20 protein-coding genes and 1 pseudogene are annotated in these 22,425 nt (G+C 40.4%); 17 read left to right on the forward strand and 4 right to left on the reverse strand.

Annotated features, from left to right (window positions below):
- A pseudogene (locus BGP78_RS12660) lies at nucleotides 1–288 on the forward strand (IS110 family transposase); the annotation flags it as partial.
- 428 nt (nucleotides 289–716) lie between these two features.
- Here the strand turns inward: BGP78_RS12660 and BGP78_RS12665 are convergent.
- The 4 genes from BGP78_RS12665 to BGP78_RS12680 all read right to left on the reverse strand — a co-directional run bounded on the left by BGP78_RS12665 (nucleotide 717) and on the right by BGP78_RS12680 (nucleotide 5,516).
- Nucleotides 717–1,067, reverse strand: a complete 351-nt coding sequence (locus tag BGP78_RS12665; RefSeq protein WP_119861710.1) for a hypothetical protein — start codon at nucleotides 1,065–1,067, stop codon at nucleotides 717–719.
- Between the two features lie 262 nt (nucleotides 1,068–1,329).
- Complete coding sequence (locus BGP78_RS12670; RefSeq protein WP_119861711.1) at nucleotides 1,330–2,391, reverse strand: lipocalin-like domain-containing protein; 1,062 nt, start codon at nucleotides 2,389–2,391, stop codon at nucleotides 1,330–1,332.
- A 10-nt stretch (nucleotides 2,392–2,401) separates the two neighbouring features.
- On the reverse strand, nucleotides 2,402–4,867 hold the full coding sequence (locus BGP78_RS12675; RefSeq protein ID WP_119861712.1) for an ABC transporter permease: 2,466 nt from the start codon (nucleotides 4,865–4,867) through the stop codon (nucleotides 2,402–2,404).
- Complete coding sequence (locus tag BGP78_RS12680) at nucleotides 4,860–5,516, reverse strand: ABC transporter ATP-binding protein (protein WP_119861713.1); 657 nt, start codon at nucleotides 5,514–5,516, stop codon at nucleotides 4,860–4,862. The genes BGP78_RS12675 and BGP78_RS12680 overlap by 8 nt, the downstream gene beginning before the upstream one ends.
- Before the next feature lie 201 nt (nucleotides 5,517–5,717).
- Between BGP78_RS12680 and BGP78_RS12685 the strand changes: the two genes are divergently transcribed.
- The 16 genes from BGP78_RS12685 to BGP78_RS12760 all read left to right on the forward strand — a co-directional run.
- On the forward strand, nucleotides 5,718–6,581 hold the full coding sequence (locus tag BGP78_RS12685) for a polysaccharide deacetylase family protein (protein ID WP_119861714.1): 864 nt from the start codon (nucleotides 5,718–5,720) through the stop codon (nucleotides 6,579–6,581).
- Between the two features lie 115 nt (nucleotides 6,582–6,696).
- Complete coding sequence (locus BGP78_RS12690; RefSeq protein ID WP_119861715.1) at nucleotides 6,697–8,649, forward strand: LodA/GoxA family CTQ-dependent oxidase; 1,953 nt, start codon at nucleotides 6,697–6,699, stop codon at nucleotides 8,647–8,649.
- Nucleotides 8,650–8,653: 4 nt separating this feature from the next.
- Nucleotides 8,654–9,736: an NAD(P)/FAD-dependent oxidoreductase gene (locus BGP78_RS12695; protein WP_119861716.1), complete on the forward strand. Its 1,083-nt coding sequence runs from the start codon at nucleotides 8,654–8,656 to the stop codon at nucleotides 9,734–9,736.
- A gap of 70 nt (nucleotides 9,737–9,806) precedes the next feature.
- Nucleotides 9,807–9,995 (forward strand): hypothetical protein, encoded by a 189-nt coding sequence (locus BGP78_RS12700; RefSeq protein ID WP_119861717.1) that lies wholly within the window; start codon nucleotides 9,807–9,809, stop codon nucleotides 9,993–9,995.
- Nucleotides 9,996–10,187: 192 nt separating this feature from the next.
- Nucleotides 10,188–10,379: a hypothetical protein gene (locus tag BGP78_RS22670; protein ID WP_010361987.1), complete on the forward strand. Its 192-nt coding sequence runs from the start codon at nucleotides 10,188–10,190 to the stop codon at nucleotides 10,377–10,379.
- Between the two features lie 75 nt (nucleotides 10,380–10,454).
- Nucleotides 10,455–10,772 (forward strand): hypothetical protein, encoded by a 318-nt coding sequence (locus BGP78_RS12710; RefSeq protein WP_119861718.1) that lies wholly within the window; start codon nucleotides 10,455–10,457, stop codon nucleotides 10,770–10,772.
- Between the two features lie 24 nt (nucleotides 10,773–10,796).
- The gene (locus BGP78_RS12715) at nucleotides 10,797–11,501 is read left to right on the forward strand and encodes a YafY family protein (protein WP_119861719.1); all 705 of its coding nucleotides are present in this window, start codon (nucleotides 10,797–10,799) and stop codon (nucleotides 11,499–11,501) included.
- 119 nt (nucleotides 11,502–11,620) lie between these two features.
- A complete protein-coding gene (locus tag BGP78_RS12720; protein ID WP_119861720.1) occupies nucleotides 11,621–13,768 on the forward strand; it encodes a DUF6351 family protein in 2,148 nt (715 codons plus the stop codon).
- Between the two features lie 65 nt (nucleotides 13,769–13,833).
- Nucleotides 13,834–14,181, forward strand: a complete 348-nt coding sequence (locus BGP78_RS12725; protein WP_119861721.1) for a gamma-glutamylcyclotransferase family protein — start codon at nucleotides 13,834–13,836, stop codon at nucleotides 14,179–14,181.
- On the forward strand, nucleotides 14,174–14,449 hold the full coding sequence (locus tag BGP78_RS12730; protein ID WP_119861722.1) for a hypothetical protein: 276 nt from the start codon (nucleotides 14,174–14,176) through the stop codon (nucleotides 14,447–14,449). Before BGP78_RS12725 ends, BGP78_RS12730 begins: the two co-directional genes overlap by 8 nt.
- A gap of 256 nt (nucleotides 14,450–14,705) precedes the next feature.
- Nucleotides 14,706–15,464, forward strand: coding sequence for a hypothetical protein (locus tag BGP78_RS12735; protein WP_119861723.1), 759 nt, complete (start codon nucleotides 14,706–14,708; stop codon nucleotides 15,462–15,464).
- A 262-nt stretch (nucleotides 15,465–15,726) separates the two neighbouring features.
- Nucleotides 15,727–19,590, forward strand: coding sequence for a TOMM system kinase/cyclase fusion protein (locus BGP78_RS12740; protein WP_119861724.1), 3,864 nt, complete (start codon nucleotides 15,727–15,729; stop codon nucleotides 19,588–19,590).
- The gene (locus BGP78_RS12745; protein ID WP_119861725.1) at nucleotides 19,577–21,055 is read left to right on the forward strand and encodes a hypothetical protein; all 1,479 of its coding nucleotides are present in this window, start codon (nucleotides 19,577–19,579) and stop codon (nucleotides 21,053–21,055) included. The genes BGP78_RS12740 and BGP78_RS12745 overlap by 14 nt, the downstream gene beginning before the upstream one ends.
- A complete protein-coding gene (locus BGP78_RS12750) occupies nucleotides 21,045–21,290 on the forward strand; it encodes a hypothetical protein (RefSeq protein ID WP_119861726.1) in 246 nt (81 codons plus the stop codon). The genes BGP78_RS12745 and BGP78_RS12750 overlap by 11 nt, the downstream gene beginning before the upstream one ends.
- A gap of 16 nt (nucleotides 21,291–21,306) precedes the next feature.
- Nucleotides 21,307–22,218 (forward strand): hypothetical protein, encoded by a 912-nt coding sequence (locus BGP78_RS12755; protein WP_119861727.1) that lies wholly within the window; start codon nucleotides 21,307–21,309, stop codon nucleotides 22,216–22,218.
- 87 nt (nucleotides 22,219–22,305) lie between these two features.
- Nucleotides 22,306–22,425, forward strand: a 120-nt coding sequence (locus BGP78_RS12760; RefSeq protein WP_147386052.1) for a transposase family protein, incomplete at its 3' end; no start/stop codon positions are given.

A 22,425-nucleotide genomic window follows, 5' to 3' on the forward strand; every position in this document is an offset into this window, starting at 1 on the left:
AGACGGTTATTAGTCGAAGGCGCTCATAGTTATCGCCATGCAGCCAACATATCGACTGAACTACAAAAACGACAAGAAGGCTTGCCAAAGCAAATTGTTGATATCGCATGGAAAGCACAATTAAGACTCTGCAAACGTTATAAAAAGCTTATAAATAAAGGCAAGCATTACAACCTTGTTGTCACTGCTATTACCAGAGAAATGATTGCGTATATCTGGGCAATTGCAAAAGAAGTAGTATTGATACCCGTTAATCCAAGATTACGTTTAGCACGGGTACCCGCTTAATATGAACGAATTAGAGTTAATGCATTGGGTCAAGCATCGGATGTGGCACAACCACCGACGGCGTTAGGATGGCAATACTGCAAACACAGTATTGAACCACGAACATAGACTGAAGACAGGTGCCACGTCGAACTAAGTAAGGTCTGCTCTGCTCACGAAAGTGAGTAACCAACGAATATCAGCATGAAAACCGACGAAATTACTTGCTTCATCTTATGTATTAACTCGCTCTAATTCGAATTGAGAGATTATGGATTATAGTTAAGCAGGGATCAGTGTGTTTAACTTGACAGTGGGAGTCATACCAACGCCTTTATAACCGGCAGGCAAAATGATGATTGTTTTGTGCAATAATTTGCGTAGCAAATGCACAAAAGAAGCAGCGCTTTGAATGTCCAGCCACGCAGTGGCGATGGTTGATAAACTTGTTAGGCATTTTTTGCCAGTTCCATTGATTGAATAACTAAGACCCTAGATACGATTTCAATATTGGACCACGCATTGAAACACAGCATATAGTGATGAAAGCATTCTTTATTTAGTTTTAGCTCTTCGACCAACGAAGAATCTAGAACTTCTTGTGGGCAATCGTATCGAAATTTTTCAAAATCGATATCCTCTGTAATTTTCAGATATTCAACTTCTTCGAACTTCAACGTATATCGATTTTCTTGCCAATCGGTAAAACTTAGGACTAACTCATAGCCATCAGAAGAGTACGCAACATCTTCAGCGTCAGCAGTGGAGAATAAATTATTTATTAGTTTTACTCGATTCATCTAAAGTGCCTAACAGCTTTTTAGAAGGACGCTGGCCTTATTTTCTATCGCTAAAACCCGGCCTGCGTCCCGTTTAATGCCATCAAAATAATATAAAAAAGAATTAAATACAAACACTTGTTATCTTCGGAAATATTAATCAGGAATGACCCAATCATAAAACAGAGTTCTTCAATCTCTGGCCAAAATCATTCGCCAAGCACTGCGATAAAAATAAACATTTAAGGGAAAGTTACATGGCCTGCTCACGCCCCCTTTAATTTTAATACCCAACCAACTCGACATAGCCTTTTGCAGTGTAGCCACCAGCGCTAACAACTCGCCCTTCCCAGTACGGGATACTCAGTGCATTTCTGGCATCTTTATTAACACTGTGAATATGAATTGTCTCAAGGCCCGCAATATCAAGCGCCCATTTTACTGGGTATTGTTTACCAGCCAACTCTACGTACTTTGTGCGCTGTAACGACATGTCGGTATGATTGATTTTTTCTACCATGCCATTTGACTGAATTCGAGAGCCACTACAATGGTCGTATTTTTGCTCTGCGTTTTTTATACAAAACACCATTAAGCCTCCTTTTGTCGGATCGTCAGCTTGCAGGCTAAACCAATCCCAGCCAGACTGGCTTGGATCTATTAACGCAGATGACCACTCTCGGTCTAACCAAGCCTTACCAGAGACTTGATAACGCTTACCGGCAAAGTCGAGCGTTCCACTTGCATCCAAAAAAGGATAGCTATAGTAATAAGATGCATGCCCTTGTGCTGTTTTTTGGCTATAACCCTCAATGCCATGTCGCACTAATACACTGTTATCTAAGGTTAGGTTGGCCGCATATTGCCCCTCACGCGCGATTAACTGCATTGGTAAAATATCTTCGTTACTCCCTTTCAGCTGCCAATCATCAATTCTGGCCACAAAAGGGGCTGCCGCAATCTCTACTTGCCCTGCACGGCCAAACTTTTCAAACGCATGGTGCGCATCATTATTTTGTACCGCAAAGTGTGCAAAATACAATTGGCCATCCCACCAAGGTGACTGGCTCTTTGGCGGCTCAGCCATCGATGTACGAAACAGCGTCCACTGTACGCCAAACTGGCTGCCATCTTCAGCCTCTAAGTTAGCTGTGACATACCACCACTCAATACTCTGATCTAAATGTGCGCCATGATCTCGCGGAAATACCAAGGGTGTATTCGGAACCACGTCAACGCCAAGGTTAGGTGGGGCTTGCCGTGTAATTGCTGATTTGTCTTGCGCTGGCTGGCAACCAGCTAAAACACTCAGTAGCAAACCCAATCCCAATAAATGCTTTACCATTACCACTCCTTTACAATGCGACATGCTCGTTAGGTGTACCGCGCAGTAATACCTTGCTTAAAGGCACCGCACAGCTGATCAACGCAAAAATAAAAATAACCACTGAAAAAAGTCCGATTTCAACCCAATTAACGGTTAATGCCATGCTCCAGCCAAATGCGATCGGCATAACATACTTTAGTAACACCCAGCCAAGTGATAACCCTAGGGGGATCGCAAGTGCTAATGTTGCGCCAATAATTACCCCAGTTTGTAACAGCTTCGCTAAGAGTAAGCTTTTATTTGAAACCCCTAACCGCTGTAATACAGTAATAGGTTCAAGCTGTTGTCGCCCTAATGTTAAAAAGCTCACCCACATGCCAAAGAGCGCAATTAATATTATGAATGAGTTCAGTGCATTCGTGATGTAAAAGGTACTTTTAAACAATGTTTTAGCAAACGCTTTAAACTGTTTATTCGCAACCACTTGAGCACTGTCTAATCCGTAGTGCGTCATTAACTCATCGCGTAGCGTGCTGGTGTTAGCCCCCTCATTTAACCAAAGCGATAAACCATACCGTTCAAACTGTATCCCGCTCTTGGCTATTTCATGAGTTGTTGTGACAAGCGTTAATGCTTGTTCGCCATAATCGTAAAAAACACCAGTAATAACACAGCGAATATATGTATCACCTTGCTCGATAAGCACCCTATCTCCAGTCGAAAGCGCATATTTACGCAGTCCGGGTTCATTAATTAGGCAACCCCGTTCAGTGTCATTTATTACAAAGTGATAAGGGGCTACGGACTCATCACCTAACAGATTTAAATGTTGGTGATACTGGCTCGCCTCACCAAAGCTGATCAATTTAGCAGCCGCTTTTTTATTATCACTGGGTGTAGTCCCCCTCTCATTTTGCATCAGAGTGCGTACTTCAACGGGGGCATGCCAATACACCCCAACTTGCGCAACGCTCTGATGATTTACTAGCTCCTTTTTGAGCTGTTCAAAGTCGCCAGCAGGTCTTACATAAAGGTCGGCACTGAGCCGCTGCGTTAAATGTTTATCTAACGCGTCACTAAAGCTACCCACCATTATTTGCATGCCTACAGCCGCCCCCATAGCCATTAACATGGCTAATACAGACGAAGTAAGTGCTGACAATTGAGTGCTACTGTCAGCCTTTAGCCAGAGTAAAACCGCATTCTTAGTTGGCCACTTTATTAAAAACACCCGCCTGATAAACCACGGCGTAATACCAAAAAAGAGTAACAATACGCCCATGCATAATAGCAATGCCTCTACCTCTGTGACCGCAAATAAATACAAATAACCACTGGCCATCATAACCAGTAGCACAGAACCTATTTTTAATAGAGGACTATTAAACAGAGAGTTACGAGTCTGAATAAACACAAAACATAACAGCACCAGCAGATTTAAAACAAAGCCAAGCAGCACAAGAGACCAATCAAACTGTACAATTAAGGTACGATCTAATTGATATAAACTCTGTAATGTATACGACACATCTAAAACCAAAAAATTAGCCAAACTCGTGCCAAGTAACGCACCAAATATCGCCGCCACAAAACTCAACACGGTAAGCTCAGTCAACAATGTTTTGGTCAGCATTTGCTCACTGCAGCCCAATACAAATAACTGATTTTGTAATGTCTGGCGCGAGGTATACGCCAATTTAATTGCATTAAAGCTTAAAAATGCGCCTACCACGTAACCGAGTAAGGCCAACGCTTTTAAATTCAAGAAAAATGCACGAGAGAGCCCATCAAAGGCTTGTTCTTGCACTGGCTCCAAACGTTCACCATTTTTTAGCAAAGTCGTTATTATTGTTTGCTGCTCAGTACTTTGCTCTGTCACTTCAAAGTAGCTTATCTGGCCGTTTTTATTTAGTAGTTGATCAGCTAAATAGATATCCATGAGCGCACTACCACCGAGCCCTTTCATCGCAACAACAGGAATATTTTGTATACTGTCGCTAAATGATAACGTCGGATGTTCAGCAGATAAATTCAAGCGCTTCATCACACTAGGATCCATATATATAGCATTAACAAACGTTAGGGTTGCTGCGTTAGTATGGCTTCGCTCTACTGACTGGCTACTGTCGTTATTAGCAGCGCCCAACCACTGAAATAAGTTAACCCCGCGAATGTTCACGCTTGCACCCGTTTGAGTTTTAGCCCATCCCTCAACCACAGGTTGAGCAGCTGTCACCCCCTGTTGTCGTAATTGTGTCCATAATGAAAAAGGCAGATCATGCTCGCCAAGTGCTGGGCGAATAAAGTGCGTGACGGGGTTATTGATCATTGCAGTGGTTGATTGATAACGTTTAGATGCTTCAAGATTGAGCCCTTGAATCGCAGTTAACAAAGCACTCCCTAAACTGAACCCCACAAAAAATAAGAGTAATAATCCAATGTGACGTCGGTAAAACCACCAGTATGTCTGTAGAATTAATTTAAATTCAGTCATACAATTTGCCATCTTTTAGCACTAACTGCCTTGATAGCTGGCTCGCTAGCCTTGCGCTGTGTGTCACTAACACTAAGTTAATATCGCGTTCATGGCATAACGCCATGAGTAATTCCAATACTTCTTGCGCACGTTGTGCATCTAAATTGCCTGTTGGCTCATCGGCTAACAGTAGTTTAGGCCGGTTCAAAATCGCACGGGCAATACCCACGCGTTGTTGCTCCCCACCTGATAGCTGTTGCGGCAATGCATTAAGCTTATGTGCAATACCCAGTCGCCGTGACAATTGCTGTATGTCTTGTTCGCTACAATCTACTTTATTTAAACGGGCTTGAAATGTAATATTATCTTTTACCGTTAACGGGCTTAATAACTGATACTGTTGAAATATAATGCCAATTGTGCGGCGATAATAAGCCAGTTGCTGCATAGTTAACGCACTAACTGTTTGGTTATTAACAATCACCTCCCCACTATTGGGCTTAAGCAGCCCAGCTAATAAGTTTAGCAATGTCGACTTGCCCGAACCACTGTCACCTAACAATGCCACTTGCGTTGCCCGCTCAATAACCAGCGTAATATTGTCTAATATTGTCCGTTCATCTGTGCCATCCGTTCGCTGAAACGTGACATTTTTTAGTTCAATCACTTCAAAGTCCTTTAATGCAGTAAAGACAAGGTTAAAATTAAATTACTATTAAAAACAAAATTTTATATATTTCAACACGAAATAAGTCAATGTAATAAGTATTGAATTTTTTATAATTCAGTTTAACTTCAGGTTATTTATATTGCACCAACTATGTTCAGTGGGTATATATAACTGAGTCAAACACAAACGGAACTTATAATGCGAATATTGAACCTACTACTTGGCCTTGGTCTGTTATCAAGTGCACTCTCAGCCAACTTTACAGCCACAGCTTCAAACACAACCCCTCCTCAGTGGCAAAATAATAAAAGCAATAAATACATAGGCTTTGAGTATCCTAATGGTGCTAAAAATGCCATTAGTATCACATTTGACGATGCTCGAGAAAGTCAAATTACCGTGGGCATGCCACTCTTTGAAAAGCACCAAGTAAAAGGCACTTTTTACGTCGTACCAAATAATGTTGAGTCGCAATTAACGGGTTGGAAAAAGGCTGTGTCATATGGTCATGAAATAGCAAACCATACCAGTAACCATGTGTGTACTGGTAACTTTGAATGGCTTCGCGTAAGGGGATTAGGATTAGAAAATGCCACCCTTGATTGGATCAAACAAGACATAGAGAAAGCCAATAGTTACCTTGAAAATAAACTAGGTGTCACTCCCACCAGTTTTGCGTACCCGTGTGGCAATACGTTTGTAGGCAGAGGTGTTGATACCCGCAGCTATGTGCCATTAATAGCACAGCAATTTCAATTTGGCAGAACATGGAATGATGAAACCGCCAATAACCCAAATTATACGTCTTTCTCTCAGCTGACTGCCATTCGTCTTGATGGGCAAACCTTCGAGGAAATAAAAACAGTACTCGAATTCCTTAAAGGCAATAATAGCTGGATCATTCTTGCTGGCCATGATGTTGGGGAAAACAGCTTATATAGCGTTGATAAAGATGTATTGGAACAACTATTTGTTTATTTAAAAGATCCTAAGAATGGATATTGGTTAGACACCGTCAATACCATTGGCAGTTACATAAAACACCACAGAAAAGCGCCGTAATAGGCTGTAATTGCCATTCTCAGGTAGAGAAACTAGACTCCTTTACACAATAGAAGTGCAGCAATAGTTGCACCTCTAAGTCAATAATTAGGTCTAAATTAAAGGAAGTTTAGGTATGGAAAACACCTCTTGTAATTCAACCATTGTATCAGCAGCGATATATCCCCCCATCGGTGTGATGCGTGTTGGTAACAGTCAATCCGAATACTTTATTGGTCCAGAAGTAAGCGAGCCACTCCCACAAACACCCAATTTTTACCGAGATAGCACTGGTGCTCTAAAGCGTCAAGCTGCACGTTTTCGCATTTATGGGTTAAATGCTGCGGGTGAAGTTGTGAAAGAACTCACCGCCGACAATGCTGATATTACCTGGCATGCACAACTTGCGAACCAAAAAGCCTCTTGGTATAACTTCGAAATTGCCTTAGACATTCCAGAAGCAGCACATACGACCCCATCAACATTACGAAACAAAAATATAGCGGGAAGTACCCGTGAAAAACTGCTCATTGATGGCGGAAAAAACACGTTATCTGGACGTAATATAACTGGTGATCAGCATCAATTTATCGGTGCATTTGATGAAGTTTCGGTTTACCTAGGTGAAATGACAACCGACTCAGAGGGCCGCTTAGTCATGCTGGGAGGCCATGGTAAATCAGCAAACATACATGGAGAACAGGCAGTTACATTTGGTAATAACGATGGGTGGTATGATGACACCTCAGACGGCCCAATTACGGCTGATGTGACTATTAATGGTGCTGTTTTACCTGTAAAGCCTAGCTGGGTGGTATGTGCTCCACCAGATTATGCGCCTATGCAAAAGTCGGTCAGAACCATGTGGGACTTGATGTATGATATTGCAATAGACGCAAACATGTTACCTGTGCCGGGTAAACCTTCTTTTACTCACGATATTTTACCTATCTTCCAGCGCATGACTGACTTACAGTGGGTCAATGCTGGGTTTGCCGCTGGGTTTGGTTGGCAAAGCCCGTTTGATTTTACGTCAGAACTTTGGTTAAAGCGTTTGAGTGACCCTTCTCCAACATGGCAAGAATCAAAACGCACGTTATTTAATAACTTCCGGCAGTTAGATACCCAATTTGACATAGGTGAAAATCCAATCTCTGTTACAGCGTGGGATCCCACCAATACCTCTTTATCACCGCAACAATGGCCATGGATTTATGGGGATGCAATGAGCAAAGAGTCAAACAGCTCTCCTCGTCAATTTTTAACGCTGACTCGAATTCAACTTAATGCCTTGTCACAATGGGTGTCTGGAGAATTTATTGCCGATTACGATCCAAGTCAAAAAACGCCAACCTCAATCGAGAGTGTGCCAATTGCTGAACAACCCGATATGCTAACAAAAGCAGCAATGGACTTTTGTTTAGCTGACGCTTTTCACCCAGGGTGTGAAATGACTTGGCCAATGCGGCATATTGGAATGTATAGTGAAGCATTTAGATTGCGTCATGCTGACGATACTTCTCCAACACACGATATCAATTTTGGCCCCGTTTTAACGCCTCATACTGCACTATCTTTTGATGGCCCGATAAACAATGGACAAATTGCAGGTGGTATCACACGCTGGATGGCGATTCCATGGCAAACTGATACCGCGTCTTGCCGAGATGGTTATAATACAGCGCTAGACCCATATTTACCGACATTTTGGCCTGCACGCGTACCAAATAACATGTTAAATAAAGAAAACTACGATAAGGTAATTGACGAGAGCTTACCCATCAATGAGCGACAAGCTGCATTTAATGAGCGTGAATTTTGGCTTGATGATCTCCCTATTGGCCCCACGACTGACTACAAAGCACAGATCAACGACATGATTGATAACTTTGATAAGCTGGCAGTCGTTTTACCTAAAACAGAAAAAGGCGTCACCTGCTTTCCAACCACTATGCAAGTTGGTTTAACACCCACCTCAAAAGACCCTAAAACAGTGTTAAGATCAACAGGGCAACAACAAGCGAAAAAGGGTATTCGCCCTGATTTAAGTCAAACTGACAAAGCCAATCGCTTTAAGTATAAAAGCTAAAAACATGACTGAGTCACAATTACCAAAGACACAAGTTGTCATAATTGGCTCTGGTATTGGGGGCTGCATTGCAGCCCTTGCACTGGCTCCTTATTACTCTGTCACGTTGATAGACAAAGACGCAGAACCAAAAAATAAGGTCGGAGAATCACTCGCGCCCGCCACAATTAGGATACTGAAGCAATTAAATTTACAGCATTTGCTGAGTGATCCTCGGCATATAGTCAGTCAAGGGACCCTATCTTATTGGGGCTCAGACGAGCCCACTTTAATCGATAACTTAAAGAACCCCGATGGGTTTGGCTGGCATCTGGATAGGGCTTATTTTGAAAAGCAGCTTCGGGAAGCCTGTTATACGGCAAATATACACACTATTTGGCCCGCACAACTGGTTAACAGCGCTAAAATACCGCAAGGATGGAAGATAACCTATCAACACGACTCAAAAGCACACCAGCTAATGAGCGATATTGTGATTGATGCATCAGGCAGGCATTGTGTATTTGCACGTCAGCAAGGGGTAGCAAGGCATCAGTTTGATAAACTCATGTCTATTGGTTTTACCGCAAACCTGAATATTACGAAAAATGTCGCTGTTATAAGTCATACTGACGACAGTTGGTGGTATAGCGCGCCCCTCCACCAAAATGATTCAAACGCTGGCGTATATCAACAAAAGAGAATATTTTCTTGGTATGCAGAGCCACACATCATAAAAGCAGCACAAATACATACCCCTCAAGCGTTGCTTCAACGAGCTCAGTATGTAACCGGGTTAGGCGCACTGATATCTCAGCTAGATCATTCAAGCGCAGCTTTACACCCCATGCTGGCTGCAAACTCCTCCAAACTAGAAAGTTGCTCTGGTAACGCTTGGTTTGCCATTGGGGATTCAGCTATCAGCTTTGACCCATTGTCATCTCAGGGGATGTTCAACGCAATGGCCTGCGCTATGCAACTGAGTGAATTGCTCATTAATAACGGGCTTACCCACATAGATAACCGCGTTATATATCAACAGCAAGTTGATAAAATATGGCAAAGTTACCTCGCACATAGGGCGCTGTATTATAAAATGGTTTCATAACACACAAGCTATTTACAACCCATAAACAAAGTGTAACTATGGCAGGGACTTAATTAAAAGGACCATTATAATGAAAATACAGTTAAATAAAAAAAGCGTAAAACTTCTATCACAACAGCAAGATTTAGCAACTAAGCACACTCCAGCGGTAGCAGGTGGAAGATTCCCTGAGCCAACCGTGTTTTGTCGTACTAAAGTAGAGTCTTGTAAGGTTGTCTGCTTCTGGTCGATTCAGGGCGGTGATCATACCTGTATTTAATCTTAAGCTTAATACTGCGGGCGGGATCTTTTTTGTTTATCAAAAAATGCTTACCGCCTTTACCCATGAATTAAATCATACCCTTTGCAAATCCTTACACAAAGCTACCCTCTGGTAAAAAAGACACGTATAATCCTGCGCCAAACAGTTATGTCTGCTTAAATTCCAATACTTTATCAATTGAGGGAAATCATGTTGCTCGATGCTATTTTCGTTAACTTCATTATTATCAGTTTTTGCTTAGCCGTCACCTGCATTATTATGGCCATCACAAAAAAAGCACCTAGTTCTGAAGAGCGTATGCAAATTAAAATTGAATACGGGCTATTTGCTTGTGCTGGCATTATCTCAGGTTCATTGGCAACCTATGGTTATCTCGCCTAACGTCTACTGACGCTCCCTGACAATGTAATGTGTTTTACTTAATGCGACTTATTAATCACAGAAGGAAAACACATTATGCCAAACAATATTATCGAAGTAGTCTCATTTTCTTTAGCGAAAGGCATCACAGAACAAGATTTTATGACGGCGAATGCCCAGTTCGAAACATTTTTAAACGCCCAATCAGGATTGCTTTATCGTTCGCTCGCCAAGCAACAAAATTCAACCTTGTATCTCGATGTGATTTACTGGGAGACACTCCATGATGCGACACGTGTCCAACAAGCATTTTATGACTCGCCAGAGTGTCAAAACTTTATTAAATACATAGATAAAGATACTGTAGAGCTAACACATAACAGAGTCATTGCCCAAACCGAATGTAATAATTAATTCGTGAATTGATAGAGGATCACTGTGCACAAATCTGAGCGACTTTTTCAGTTGGTAAACGTTTTAAAAGGCAGGCGTCTTGCTATGACCGCGCAACAATTGGCGGCTCATTTTTGTGTATCAGAACGCACTATCTATCGAGATATTCAGCATTTGCAATGCTCTGGAGTGCCCATCGAGGGAGAAGCTGGCATTGGCTACCTGATTGCCGATCACGCGTTGCCTCCCATGATGTTTAACGTTGAGGAGTTAAGCGCCTTGCTGCTCGGCAGTAAAATGGTTGGCGCATGGACAGATCCAACGTTAAGTGAACATGCCCGCTCAGCCATGGCCAAAATAGAAGCTGTTTTGCCAGATCATTTAAAGCAATCTCAAGATAGCTCCCCTTACTTAGTCTCTAGTTTTAGCCATAACGAAAAGCAGCAGCAACTTAATAAACAATGTCGTGAAGCAATTGAAAGTAACCAATGCCTTCAACTTAGCTATTGCGATGTTAATCACACTGCGACACAACGTCAGGTCGAACCGCTCGGTTTGGTATATTGGGGTGGTAAATGGACACTCGTCGCATTTTGCCTACTGAGATTAGATTACCGAGAATTTAGAATCGACCGAATACAGTCAGCACACACACTTGACGTTTATTTCGAACCACATAGTGAAAAAAGTTTGTCTCACTATGTTGCACTTGTTACAGCAAAATACGCAAATTGTTCAAACAACAAATAACACTACCCTATAATTTTAATGCACTCATACGCTTATATGTGTTTTACAAAGTAATAACAACACATCGTGAGTGTACCGCCTACACTTAATAGTATGACGGTTAACCAGTTTGGTGATGCATGAAAACATACATAAAATGGTTGGCAGGAAGCTTTTTTACTATTCTTATCATAGCATTAGGATGGCTTTTTTTTGGTACTAACGACGCTTACAGCTCACGTCAAGTGAAAGCCATTGCAACAGCTAAAAGCAACCCAATATTGAATTTTCACCCGCACATATCTCACACTCAGCGCCCGCCAGAAACGTACTCGTTCCCCATTCCAATGGGTGAGGTAGGACCAAGTACCAATCTGTATTCAGGCCCCAATCAGTACCCTTTCTTTTGTATGTCTATAGACTCTGGACTCGGACTGCCTGAAGTCGATAATACAGACGGTGAAGGTGTGACAGTGTATGACAATCATGGCGTTTTACTCGGCTATAGCAAAGATTGTGGCGTCAAAACACGACTAGAATATTATACAATTGATGATTCACTCTCTGCGCGTAAACTATCAGACAATGAAGATATAGCCACCTTCAAAGGCCCTTTATTTCGGGTAGAACGAGGGACCATTAATCGCTTTATTTACACTATGGTTGTCCCAGTTTCGCCTAATGAAGCACAACACCGTAGCAAAACGTCTTTGTGGAACAAGCGACTCATTTATCAGTTTAATGGTGGCTCAGGCATTGGTTATAGGCAAGGCCGCCAAACCGCATGGAAAGTAATGAAACGTCAAGCGCAACAGTTACTTGATGGATATGCAGTAATAAGTTCAAGCGGTAATAAAACCAGCTATACCTACAATATGTTGCTCGCTGAAGACACCGCAAGGCGTGTTAAAAAGCAATTTACCAGCCTCTATGGGGAGCCACTATACACTGTTGGTATTGGCGGCTCTGGCGGCGGGCTAGCGCAATACCTTATTGCCCAAAACAGCACTGGAATTTTAGATGGGTTACTGCCTTTGTACAGTTACCCAGATATGATCACACAAACCACCTATGCATTAGATTGTGACTTACTGAATAATTACTTTACGTTTCGAGCTAACGATAAAAAGGTATGGAGAAATTGGGATCGACGCCGCCTCATTGAAGGCATGAATGCCATTAATGACTTCCCACAACGAGCTGGTTTTTTGCAGCCCATCAATCAGTTAATGGCGGGGTTTGTTCCAACGCTGCCTGAAGGGAATAGCGAATGCATTAACGGCTATTTTGGTTTATCTGCCTTTATTAATAACCCCAGACAAGGGTTTTTACGTGCATTTTTCTCTGAACCCGTTGTTGAAAAAACGCAATGGAGTTATTGGCAAGACATGCAGCATATTCTCGGTAAAGACGCTGCGGGACTCGGGCTGAGTACATGGGATAACGTCGGTGTGCAATATGGCTTAAACGCATTCAACCACAATGAAATCTCGTTTTCTGAGTTTATAGATATCAACCACAATATTGGGAGTTGGAAGCCCCAACAAGACATGCAACAAGAACAAATTGTTACCCCATTCGGCACTAACATTCCACTATGGCTATCATTATGGGGCAACGAAAACATCACCACACCGTCAGTAATACCTGCACAACGCCATCAAGGAAGTATTACAGCTATGGAGGCGGCTTACCGCTCCGGACAAGTCTTTATCGGAAAAGTCACTCTGCCCATTATTGATGCGCGCCATTATTTAGAAAATGAGTTAGATATGCATCATATGTCTGCATCCTTTTATAGTCGCCTACGTATTGAGAAGTCACAGGGGCACACCAAAAATCACGTGATTTGGGTTGCTCACAAAGATCATGATCCGACTCAAGCAGCATTTGCAATGATGGATAAATGGCTATTAGCGTTATCTGATGGCACCCCAACTGACGTATTACAAGCCAAACCCAATGAGCTAAAAGATACATGCTTTGACAAAAATGGCGACATTTTTGCCACAGGCCAAGATGCATTCAATGGCAAATGGAACAACCAACCAGACGGTGCATGCCAATCACGCTTTCCGATGTTTAGTACCAGCCGTATTGAATCTGGCGCGCCATGGGCTGGAGATATGTTTAAATGCGACTTAATGAGCATAGATGCCGCCCTGAATAGAGGTATGTATGGTGCCACAAAGATAACGGAAGAGATGGTCACTCAACTCCGTGCAACATTCCCAGATGGTGTGTGCGATTATCATGGACGAGATTTAGGTAGGCCTTTAGACATTTAAGTTGCCGCGCTTTTCAATATTCTGCTATTGTAAAGCGCACTTACTTACCTATAAGGGAAACATTTGTGGAAGCACTATTTTCATACGGCACTCTACAGCAAAAGCAAGTGCAACTTGACACGTTTGGTCGGTTACTTGAAGGGCAAAGCGATACTTTACTGGGCTATCAGGTAGGTGAAATTGAAATCACCGATGCCAAAGTTATTGCCAGTAGCGGTAAAACACATCACCCGATTTTGAAATATACAGGTAATGAACAAGACGAAGTTACCGGTACCGTTTTCTTAATTTCAGCAACGGAACTGTCTCAAGCTGATACATACGAGGTTGATGCATATACGAGAGTTTCAGCTTCTTTAAAATCAGGTAATACTTGCTGGATTTACGCCGCAGCAGAGAAAAATAATGACTAAAACTGAAAAGAAGACGGAACAATTGCTCATAAAGCAACTAACAAATGCCTGTGAAGAACTCAAACTTCACAATGACGCTTTTGAATACCTAACGCACCACGGACAATTGAACAAACTCAAACAAACACTAAAAGTTGAGGTATTTTGCACCACAGCGTTTACTGGGCAACAACTTAAGCAAGCATTATCTATTATTAATCATGAAATAAAAACACTGCAATTAGCGCTCAAGCCACATGATTTGATCATGACTGTGATAGCAGATTAAACACTTCTATCTGTTACCTTATACTTTATTAATTGCTGCTGCGGCTAACCATACTGGCCGCACTTATTATAAGAAATCGGGCCGAATGAACAGGCTCCCTTATAATGTCTTTACAATTACCCCATGTTCAATTGTGAATAAATCTTATAAAGTGTACTTTTTTGTAAAAACCCTTTAAATACCATCTCGTCAAAAGGTAGAATAACCTCTATAAAATCAGAAAAACCTCATAAATAAATTAATCACAGGGACGAAAATGCACCTACTCAAATATACATCATTAACCCTTGCTATAAGCCTACTCACTGCATGCTCCTCAGAGACAACCGAGTCAGCGGCTGTAAAAACAGAAGCCATTTGGTCTGATATTTATATAACATCAAACGGCCAAAATAGCCGAGTTATTGCAGAGCTAAATGTATCAGGGAGAAATGGTAATAACTTAAAGTTAACCAATGGCGATGAGCTTCGCGCAACGGTTGGTTCAACTGTCAAAGTATTGGAAGAAGATGACAGTGATGCATTTGATGTAGACTACCGTGCAATTTTTGATGTTGCAGTCGGTGACAGCGAGTTCTTAGTACAACTCAACCGCGTCAGTGAGAATAAGGTCTTAACCAACACCATAACCTTGCCCCCTCAGTATCAAATTCTCGCGCCACAAGCTGGTCAACTTTACAACAAAGACGCCTCAATTGAAGTTGAATGGACTAAAAGTGGCGCAAATGATCAGTTCAGTATTGAATTTCATACAGAATGTACAAAAAAAGACGGCGATAAAGTGTCCTCAACAACCACCTTTGATAATGTATCTGACGATGGTGATTTCACCATAAATTTATCAAATATTGAATTATACAAAGATGTTCAAGTAAATACAGATCATAACTGTAATGGCTCATTATTGTTGCAACGGTTGCGACACGGTCAAATTGACCCAGCCTATGTTAGCAGTAGCCGCACTTTTGCCACCCAAGAAAGAAGACTAGACAATATTATTGTAACATTAAAATAACTCAGTACTTTAGGGTGAACACCTTGTGTTCACCTTTGTTTGAATTGCTCTCATTAAATTATAAATTAAAAAATCATATATAATTCATCAATTAAAGATTCCTTCCCCCTGACCGATAAGCTAATCTATAGAAGTAAATTTGTGTAACGAACGCAAGGAAGAGCGCGAACGCTGTGTTAACACAAATCATAAAAATATAAACGTAACCAGGACGTTATACAAAGGATATGGTTACAAACATACTATTGGATTCAAAAAGCTTATGTCGCTCACACAATTTTCAGATCAGTACATTACTGATCGCTTTGATAGTGCCCACTATGAACTTATTCATAAAATTGGTGAAGGTGGATTTGGAAAAGTATTTAAAGCCAAACATAAAAACACAGATCAATTTGTTGCAATAAAATTCTTAGCGCTAGAACCTCACCTAGAAGAACAAAAAAAGCAGCGCTATATAGAACGTTTTAAACGTGAAACACAACTTAGCAGCCAATTACAACACCCGCATATTGTACGATTACTAGATAAAGGTCAGATAGACGATCACCTCCTTTTTGGTGTGTTTGAATACGTTGATGGTATTTCATTGCGCCAACACCTCACGCAAGAAGGTGCACTTAATGCGGTAGACGCAACCGATGTAATGCTGCAAGTGTTAGATGCTTTAATTCACGCACATAGCAAAGGGATCATTCACCGAGACATAAAACCAGCCAATATTATGTTGGCAAAATCTGGCGCTAAAACCTATGCCAAAATACTCGACTTTGGTATTGGCACATTAGTATCTGAACATCGTCAACCCGATTTTAACACGTTGACACTCACGCAAGAGACACTAGGCACACCTTCATACAGCGCACCTGAACAATTACGTGGCGAACCGGCCACAACAAAAACCGACTTATATGTTTGGGGGCTCGTTTACTTAGAGTGTTTAACGGGTCTACCCGCTATTACTGGTTCAAGCATTGCGTCGATTTACCATAAGCAATTGAGTGATGTGAATGTACCTTTGCCTGCTCCACTGCTGGGCCACCCACTTGCCTCTCTACTCAGAAGAATACTTAAGAAAAATGCGATAGAGCGCGTGATCACATCGCAAGAGAGTTTTAATGAACTCAATAGCATTAATGTAGCCAATCTAGTCGGTATTCTCACCAAAGGCGAAGCACAACACGGATTTGATGACGAAACAGTTATTCTGCGTAAAGATGCCCAAGAGAACAGCAGTGCTAACCACACCCTACTCACAGAACGCAAACAAATTACGGTGTTAGCGTTAAAAATCAGTATCGCTGAAGTCAACACAAACACCAAAGATCTAGACGTCATTGATGCGCTGAACAAAGCACAGTTAAACCAATGTATCGATATTGCGACTCGCTTTAACGCATACCATGTAGGCACACTGGGGGATATGCTGCTGTTTTATTTTGGCTTTCCTGTTGCCAGCGACAATGATACTCGCCTATCTGCCCGTACCGCCCTTGAGATCATGAGTGAAATGTCAAAAAGAGATGCATTAATGCAAGATGTGCATGGCATTTCTTTTAATATACATATAGGCTTACACACGGGTGTATTCGTCACCTATGCCAATGCCATTCCTGAAGGGCATATTACTAATACAGCGATGGAGCTCGCACGCTGCGCTAAACCAAAACAAATACTCTGTAGTGGCGATTCTCGCGCTATTTTAGAGCCTTACAGTGAATTTGAAGCCACTGAGTTACCAAATTTACAACAACCAGGTTCACCAGCAACGGTCTATAGTTTAAAAGGCGAAAGGCAAGTTGAAGCGTTTGGCTTTATGCGTGGTACTCGCAACAATCACGAATTAATTGGCCGAGAAAAAGAGCTAGATAAAACCCTGTCTGTTATAAATGGCGAAAATACTCAAAGCCATTTAACCCATATTCACGGTGAGGCAGGCATTGGTAAATCTCGTTTACTACAAGAAATACGCAGTCATGCAGGCCAATACCAACACTTGGTTGCGCAGTGTTTGCCTGAACACCAAAATAATGCACTTTATCCCATACTCACACTTGTCAGGTATTTATTCAGTACAACAAAACTTGATGCATCAAGCGCTGTTAGCCTATTCAGCGATATAATAACCCAACAAGACAACAGTATTGCAATAGAGCAAGCTCTGCCTATATTGCTAATTTGGTTAAACATAGAACTAACAGAAAACATACCGGCATCGACACTCGCTCCAGATCAACAAAAAGCATTACTATTTAGTAGTTTAACAGCATTACTACTGAGCAAACATTATAGTATTAGTGAAAGTAAACTATATATTATTGAAGATATCCATTGGGCTGATACCACGACAATAGAGTTTATTCAGCACTTTGCAGGGCAACTAGACTCGGGGAGCGTGTTGATCAGCACATCTCGACAGCAAGTGCCAACATCGCTAAAAGACCTCACGTTAATAGAAGTGAACTTAAATAAGTTAACGGCACAAGCTACTGAAGACTTTATCATTAAGCTATTTGATGATCAGCCTGTTTCACGCAATGTACTCGACATACTCATCAGTAGAACCGATGGTATTCCACTATTTATCGAAGAACTTGTAGGCATGTTAAAGCAAAAAGCCTTAGTCGGCCTCGTTGAAGGTAAAATTAACTTTGTTAGCCCAGACAAACTAGATCAAGTACCCAGCAGTTTACGTGAATCACTCCAGCAAAAGCTAGATAGCCTCATTCATGCCAAAGAAACCGCCCAGCTTGCCGCCACAATCGGACGAGAGTTTGAATATGACTTATTAGTTGCAGCATCATCTCTGAGCGAAAACCAAATTCAGAATGACCTGAACGAACTGATAGCTAATGATTTAATTATTCAGCAAAGACGAGTCAGTAGCGACAGTTATATCTTTAAGCACGCTCTAGTTCGGGATGCGGCGTTTGAAACTATGACAAGTCAGCAGAAAGCTGTAAGCCATAACTCTATTTCAACCGCTATCTTAAGCCCAAACAACACATACTTTAAACAAAAGCTACCTAAACACATTCAAGCTCAATACTTTATTGGTGCAGAACTATTTAAGGAAGGTGTTGACTGCCTAATATTTGTTGGTAATGAACAAAACCAAAAAGGTGCATATTCAGAAGCAAAAAGTATTTTTTTAAAAGCTGAGAATACACTTTTAGAAAACCATATTGATGATGTAAGTTTAAAAACGAGAACTTATTTAGGCTTAGCAAACTGTTTATCTGCTACTAGAGGCTTCTCAGATCCATCTGTCGAACATTATTATAAAACAATAGGCTCACAAGATTTATCACAAGTGAAAGATGAGTTAAAGCTAGCGGCGTATTTTGTTTCATCTGTATTTGGTATTGTAACTTGCCAACACACTATGACGAGTGAAGCGCTCCTCAACTTGAAACAACTTTCAGATAAGCATGAAAATTCATATTTAACAGCTCCGGTTTTATTTCAACAAGGACAGTTTTTCACAGTGCAAGGAGACCCTCATAAAGGTTTCTCTTTACTAAAAGAAAGCCTTTCAAAAATTGACTCCAATTACAAAAACTTTTACAACGAGCTCATTGCTTACGACCTCGAAGTTGCAATAGGAGTATATGGTGCCTTGAACGCTGCACAGCTTGGGCAAAATGAGATTGCTCTAACTTGGTTGGAAGATGCGTTAGAGTTAGCTTTAAAGACCAAGCACCCGCATACTATTGCCCATAGTTTAGTAAGAGCATCTCAATTATATATACTTTTACAGCAGCCAAATAGAGCTTTCGAGTATGCTAATCAGGCACTCATATTATCTCAACAGCATAGTTACCACCTTTGGATAGCATTTTCAAAATGCTTCAAGTCTTGGGCTGAAGCACAACTAAAGTGTGAAAAACTTTCATGCCCGACGTCAATTTTTGACGAGGGCACTGAGTTTCTTAGTATGGTAGGTCTAAAGTCCCATTCAATTTGGTTGAAGGCACTTAAATCAGAACTTCTTTTCCATTCAGGGGAATTTACCGAATCAAAACATTTAATTAACGAGGCTTTTAACTTATTAAAATCCAGTGAAGAAAAACTATATCAAGAAGAAATTATAAGAATAAAGGAATTAATTAATGAAAGCGCTTAGACTTGTCGTCCCCCTTCTTTTTTTAGTTACCATAGGTAAAAGTTGGGCATTTGATCCTTTAGCTACTCTAAAGCTGGAAATTAACGAGCAGATCCAAGCTAAAAACTCAAGGTTCTTAAACTATGAAATAACAAATAGTGAAGCGAAGTTTCCTGAGGTTCCGAATCAGTTCATATGCACTTTTGATAACGGGAACAATATTTATGAGATCATCTCTGAAAATAACAAAATTATTGAAAATATCACTGATAAACAACTTCAAAGAGAAATGATCAATGAGCTTAGGAGCTTCGAACAAAAAATGATGCATATTGCAGCATGGGACCTTTTCCTTGCTGCAAATAATAACGTCAAAGCCAGAAAACAATCTTTCCCTTCTTCTTTAACAAGTGATAGTGCTTATATCCCAAAATGGGGAGCTTGGCTACATGATACGGAAACTTCAGCTAATTTAATAGACAACGAGACGTTAGAGTTAAATAGTAAATCATTAGATACTGGGAAATGGCAATGCGAAGGTGACTGCTTACAAACTACTTTAAATTTAGATATTTTCCTTCCCTCTCAAGGTATAAAAGGTGGGGGGGAACTTATAGATCAGATGGGCAATCCTGTTTTTTATGAAAGCAGAGCAAATGGTTTGTTATTTAAGCAGCTTGGAGAGGGCTATGAAGCAAACTTGCCTATGTTTTTCCCTCTTGGCCAATGTACAACAAATATTGACATAGGTATTACGTTTACTAAAGACCCTGGTAAAAGACAAAATATACTTCCAGTTGTAACAACAAAACTTGCCTGGAGAGTATTAACAGATGAAGATGACCAAAACCAGTTTTTTAAAATGGAAAACGTATCAATAAATCTAAAAGGCCATAAAACAACCGTTAATTTAGGCCTAGTAGCTATGCACGTTGCAATTAAAGAACAGCGACAAAGAAGCTGGCGATGGGTAACCTTTGAGCATGTAAATAATTTATATGAGCCAGAGCAAGGAAGTTCAGATAAACCTTTCTTTAATAACCCTGCATGCAAAGATTGCTGTAACAACTTATTGCCGAAAAAGTCTAGTACACCAGCACAAATAACCAGATTGCATCCAATCCCTGAGGGAATTCAAACTTTAAATAAACAGTTACAAAGCATATTAAAAAACAACAACTCTGTCTTTCAGTACTATAAACTAGTTGAAACACAGTACACAAGTCTAGTTGCACCTAATACAGACTTTTTAAAGACAACTCCAATGGATGCAAGGAACTCAGTAATAGAGCCTTTCCTACTTCCCAAAATACAGTCTTGTCAAAATAAAACGAGCTACGTCACACCAGCCAATTTTTTTGATTCGGGATGTATGGGTTGTCATAAATTCGCAAAATTTAAAACCAAAAATGGTAAGCCTGCTAATGCAGACTTCACCTTTATAACACCTCTACATATTGAAAAGGAAAAAAATAATGAGCAATAATAATATCGATTTCGCATATGCTGTGATTCATAATATTGATAACGCAACAGAGCAATTTAAAGACAATTCTGAAGCTCTAATGGCTAAGTTTGAACTAACTGAAGATGCAAAGGTAAAGCTAAGGGAAATTGGAGACGCTTGGAGTGACGGTAGAACTGTCGCTGTTGAAAAAGGCTGGGCGGAGTTCGCCGAACAGTTTATAGGTCCTGAGTTAGCTGCATCAATGCGCTGGTAAATTAAAGTAGGTTGTTATGTCATTATTTTCTGAAAATACACTTCATGGTCTGAATTCACTTAACATTAGTAAGTCGACTAGCCTTATTATTGAAAAACATATAATTAAGCAGGAAAGTAATATTTCTAGTATTTATATAGAAACCAGACCCACAGTTTCAGACAAAGTTGATATGACAACCTGTCACCACTTTTCCACAGAGTGGGCTGAATTAGACATTGATCCAAATTCCCTTAACGAAATTCAAAATTTATCTCATGAATTTCAACCTCAAAGTCTATGGTTAGAATATGATGATGTTGCTAGTAAACTAAATAATCCGGGTCTTCACTTAAGTGTTAAAAAGCAGTCAGCTCTTAATGTAAAAAAACTATGCGAAATACTATTCAAAGGCACTCAACCAATCAATGATGACACATTAATTAATATTTTAGGAAATGCGCAAGTACAACATATTTCTAGGCTATATCGAAATAATTCACCAACCTTAAAAATACATATTAAGCCTAAGTTTAAATCCGGTAGAATGGATTGCTATTTTCTCCATGAGCACGTAAAACTTAAAGGCCTGTTTCACATACTGGATGTTATTAAAAATGCGAGTGAGGATTACAAAGATTATATTTATTTTGACTTAAGCTTTAACAATAAACCTAATTCTATTGCGGGCCTTTATTTATCCAATAAAGAAGCAAAAAATACTGAATACCTTAATGACTTAGAAAAAATAATATCACTACTTCCAGTAAAGAAAATTGAAATTTCAAAATTAATCAAACTAGTTAAGAGTAACATTAACTACTCCCTCGATATAAAAGTAGTTATAGAAAAGAATGAGATTTATTTAAAACCATACTTAGGTTTAATTAAAAACATTAATGTTGAGCAGATTAGAATTACAAAAAAACTAATGGAGTTATTCAGTTAACAACCACCTAATTAGCCAGGGCAAGATCACGAACTTTACCTTGACTTAAAAGTATGATCTTATACGTCTTTTTAGGTTGCTACTTTTATGTCTGATCCTCTTTTTCTAGAATATTTTGAATCAATTGATGACCCTCGCCAACAAGGTAAGGTCGTTCACAAGCTCTTTGATATCATATTCTTAACTGTGAGTGCTGTTATTTCAGGA

It is taken from the genome of Pseudoalteromonas sp. MSK9-3 (genome assembly GCF_003590335.1).
In the GTDB taxonomy this organism is placed as follows: Bacteria; Pseudomonadota; Gammaproteobacteria; order Enterobacterales; family Alteromonadaceae; genus Pseudoalteromonas.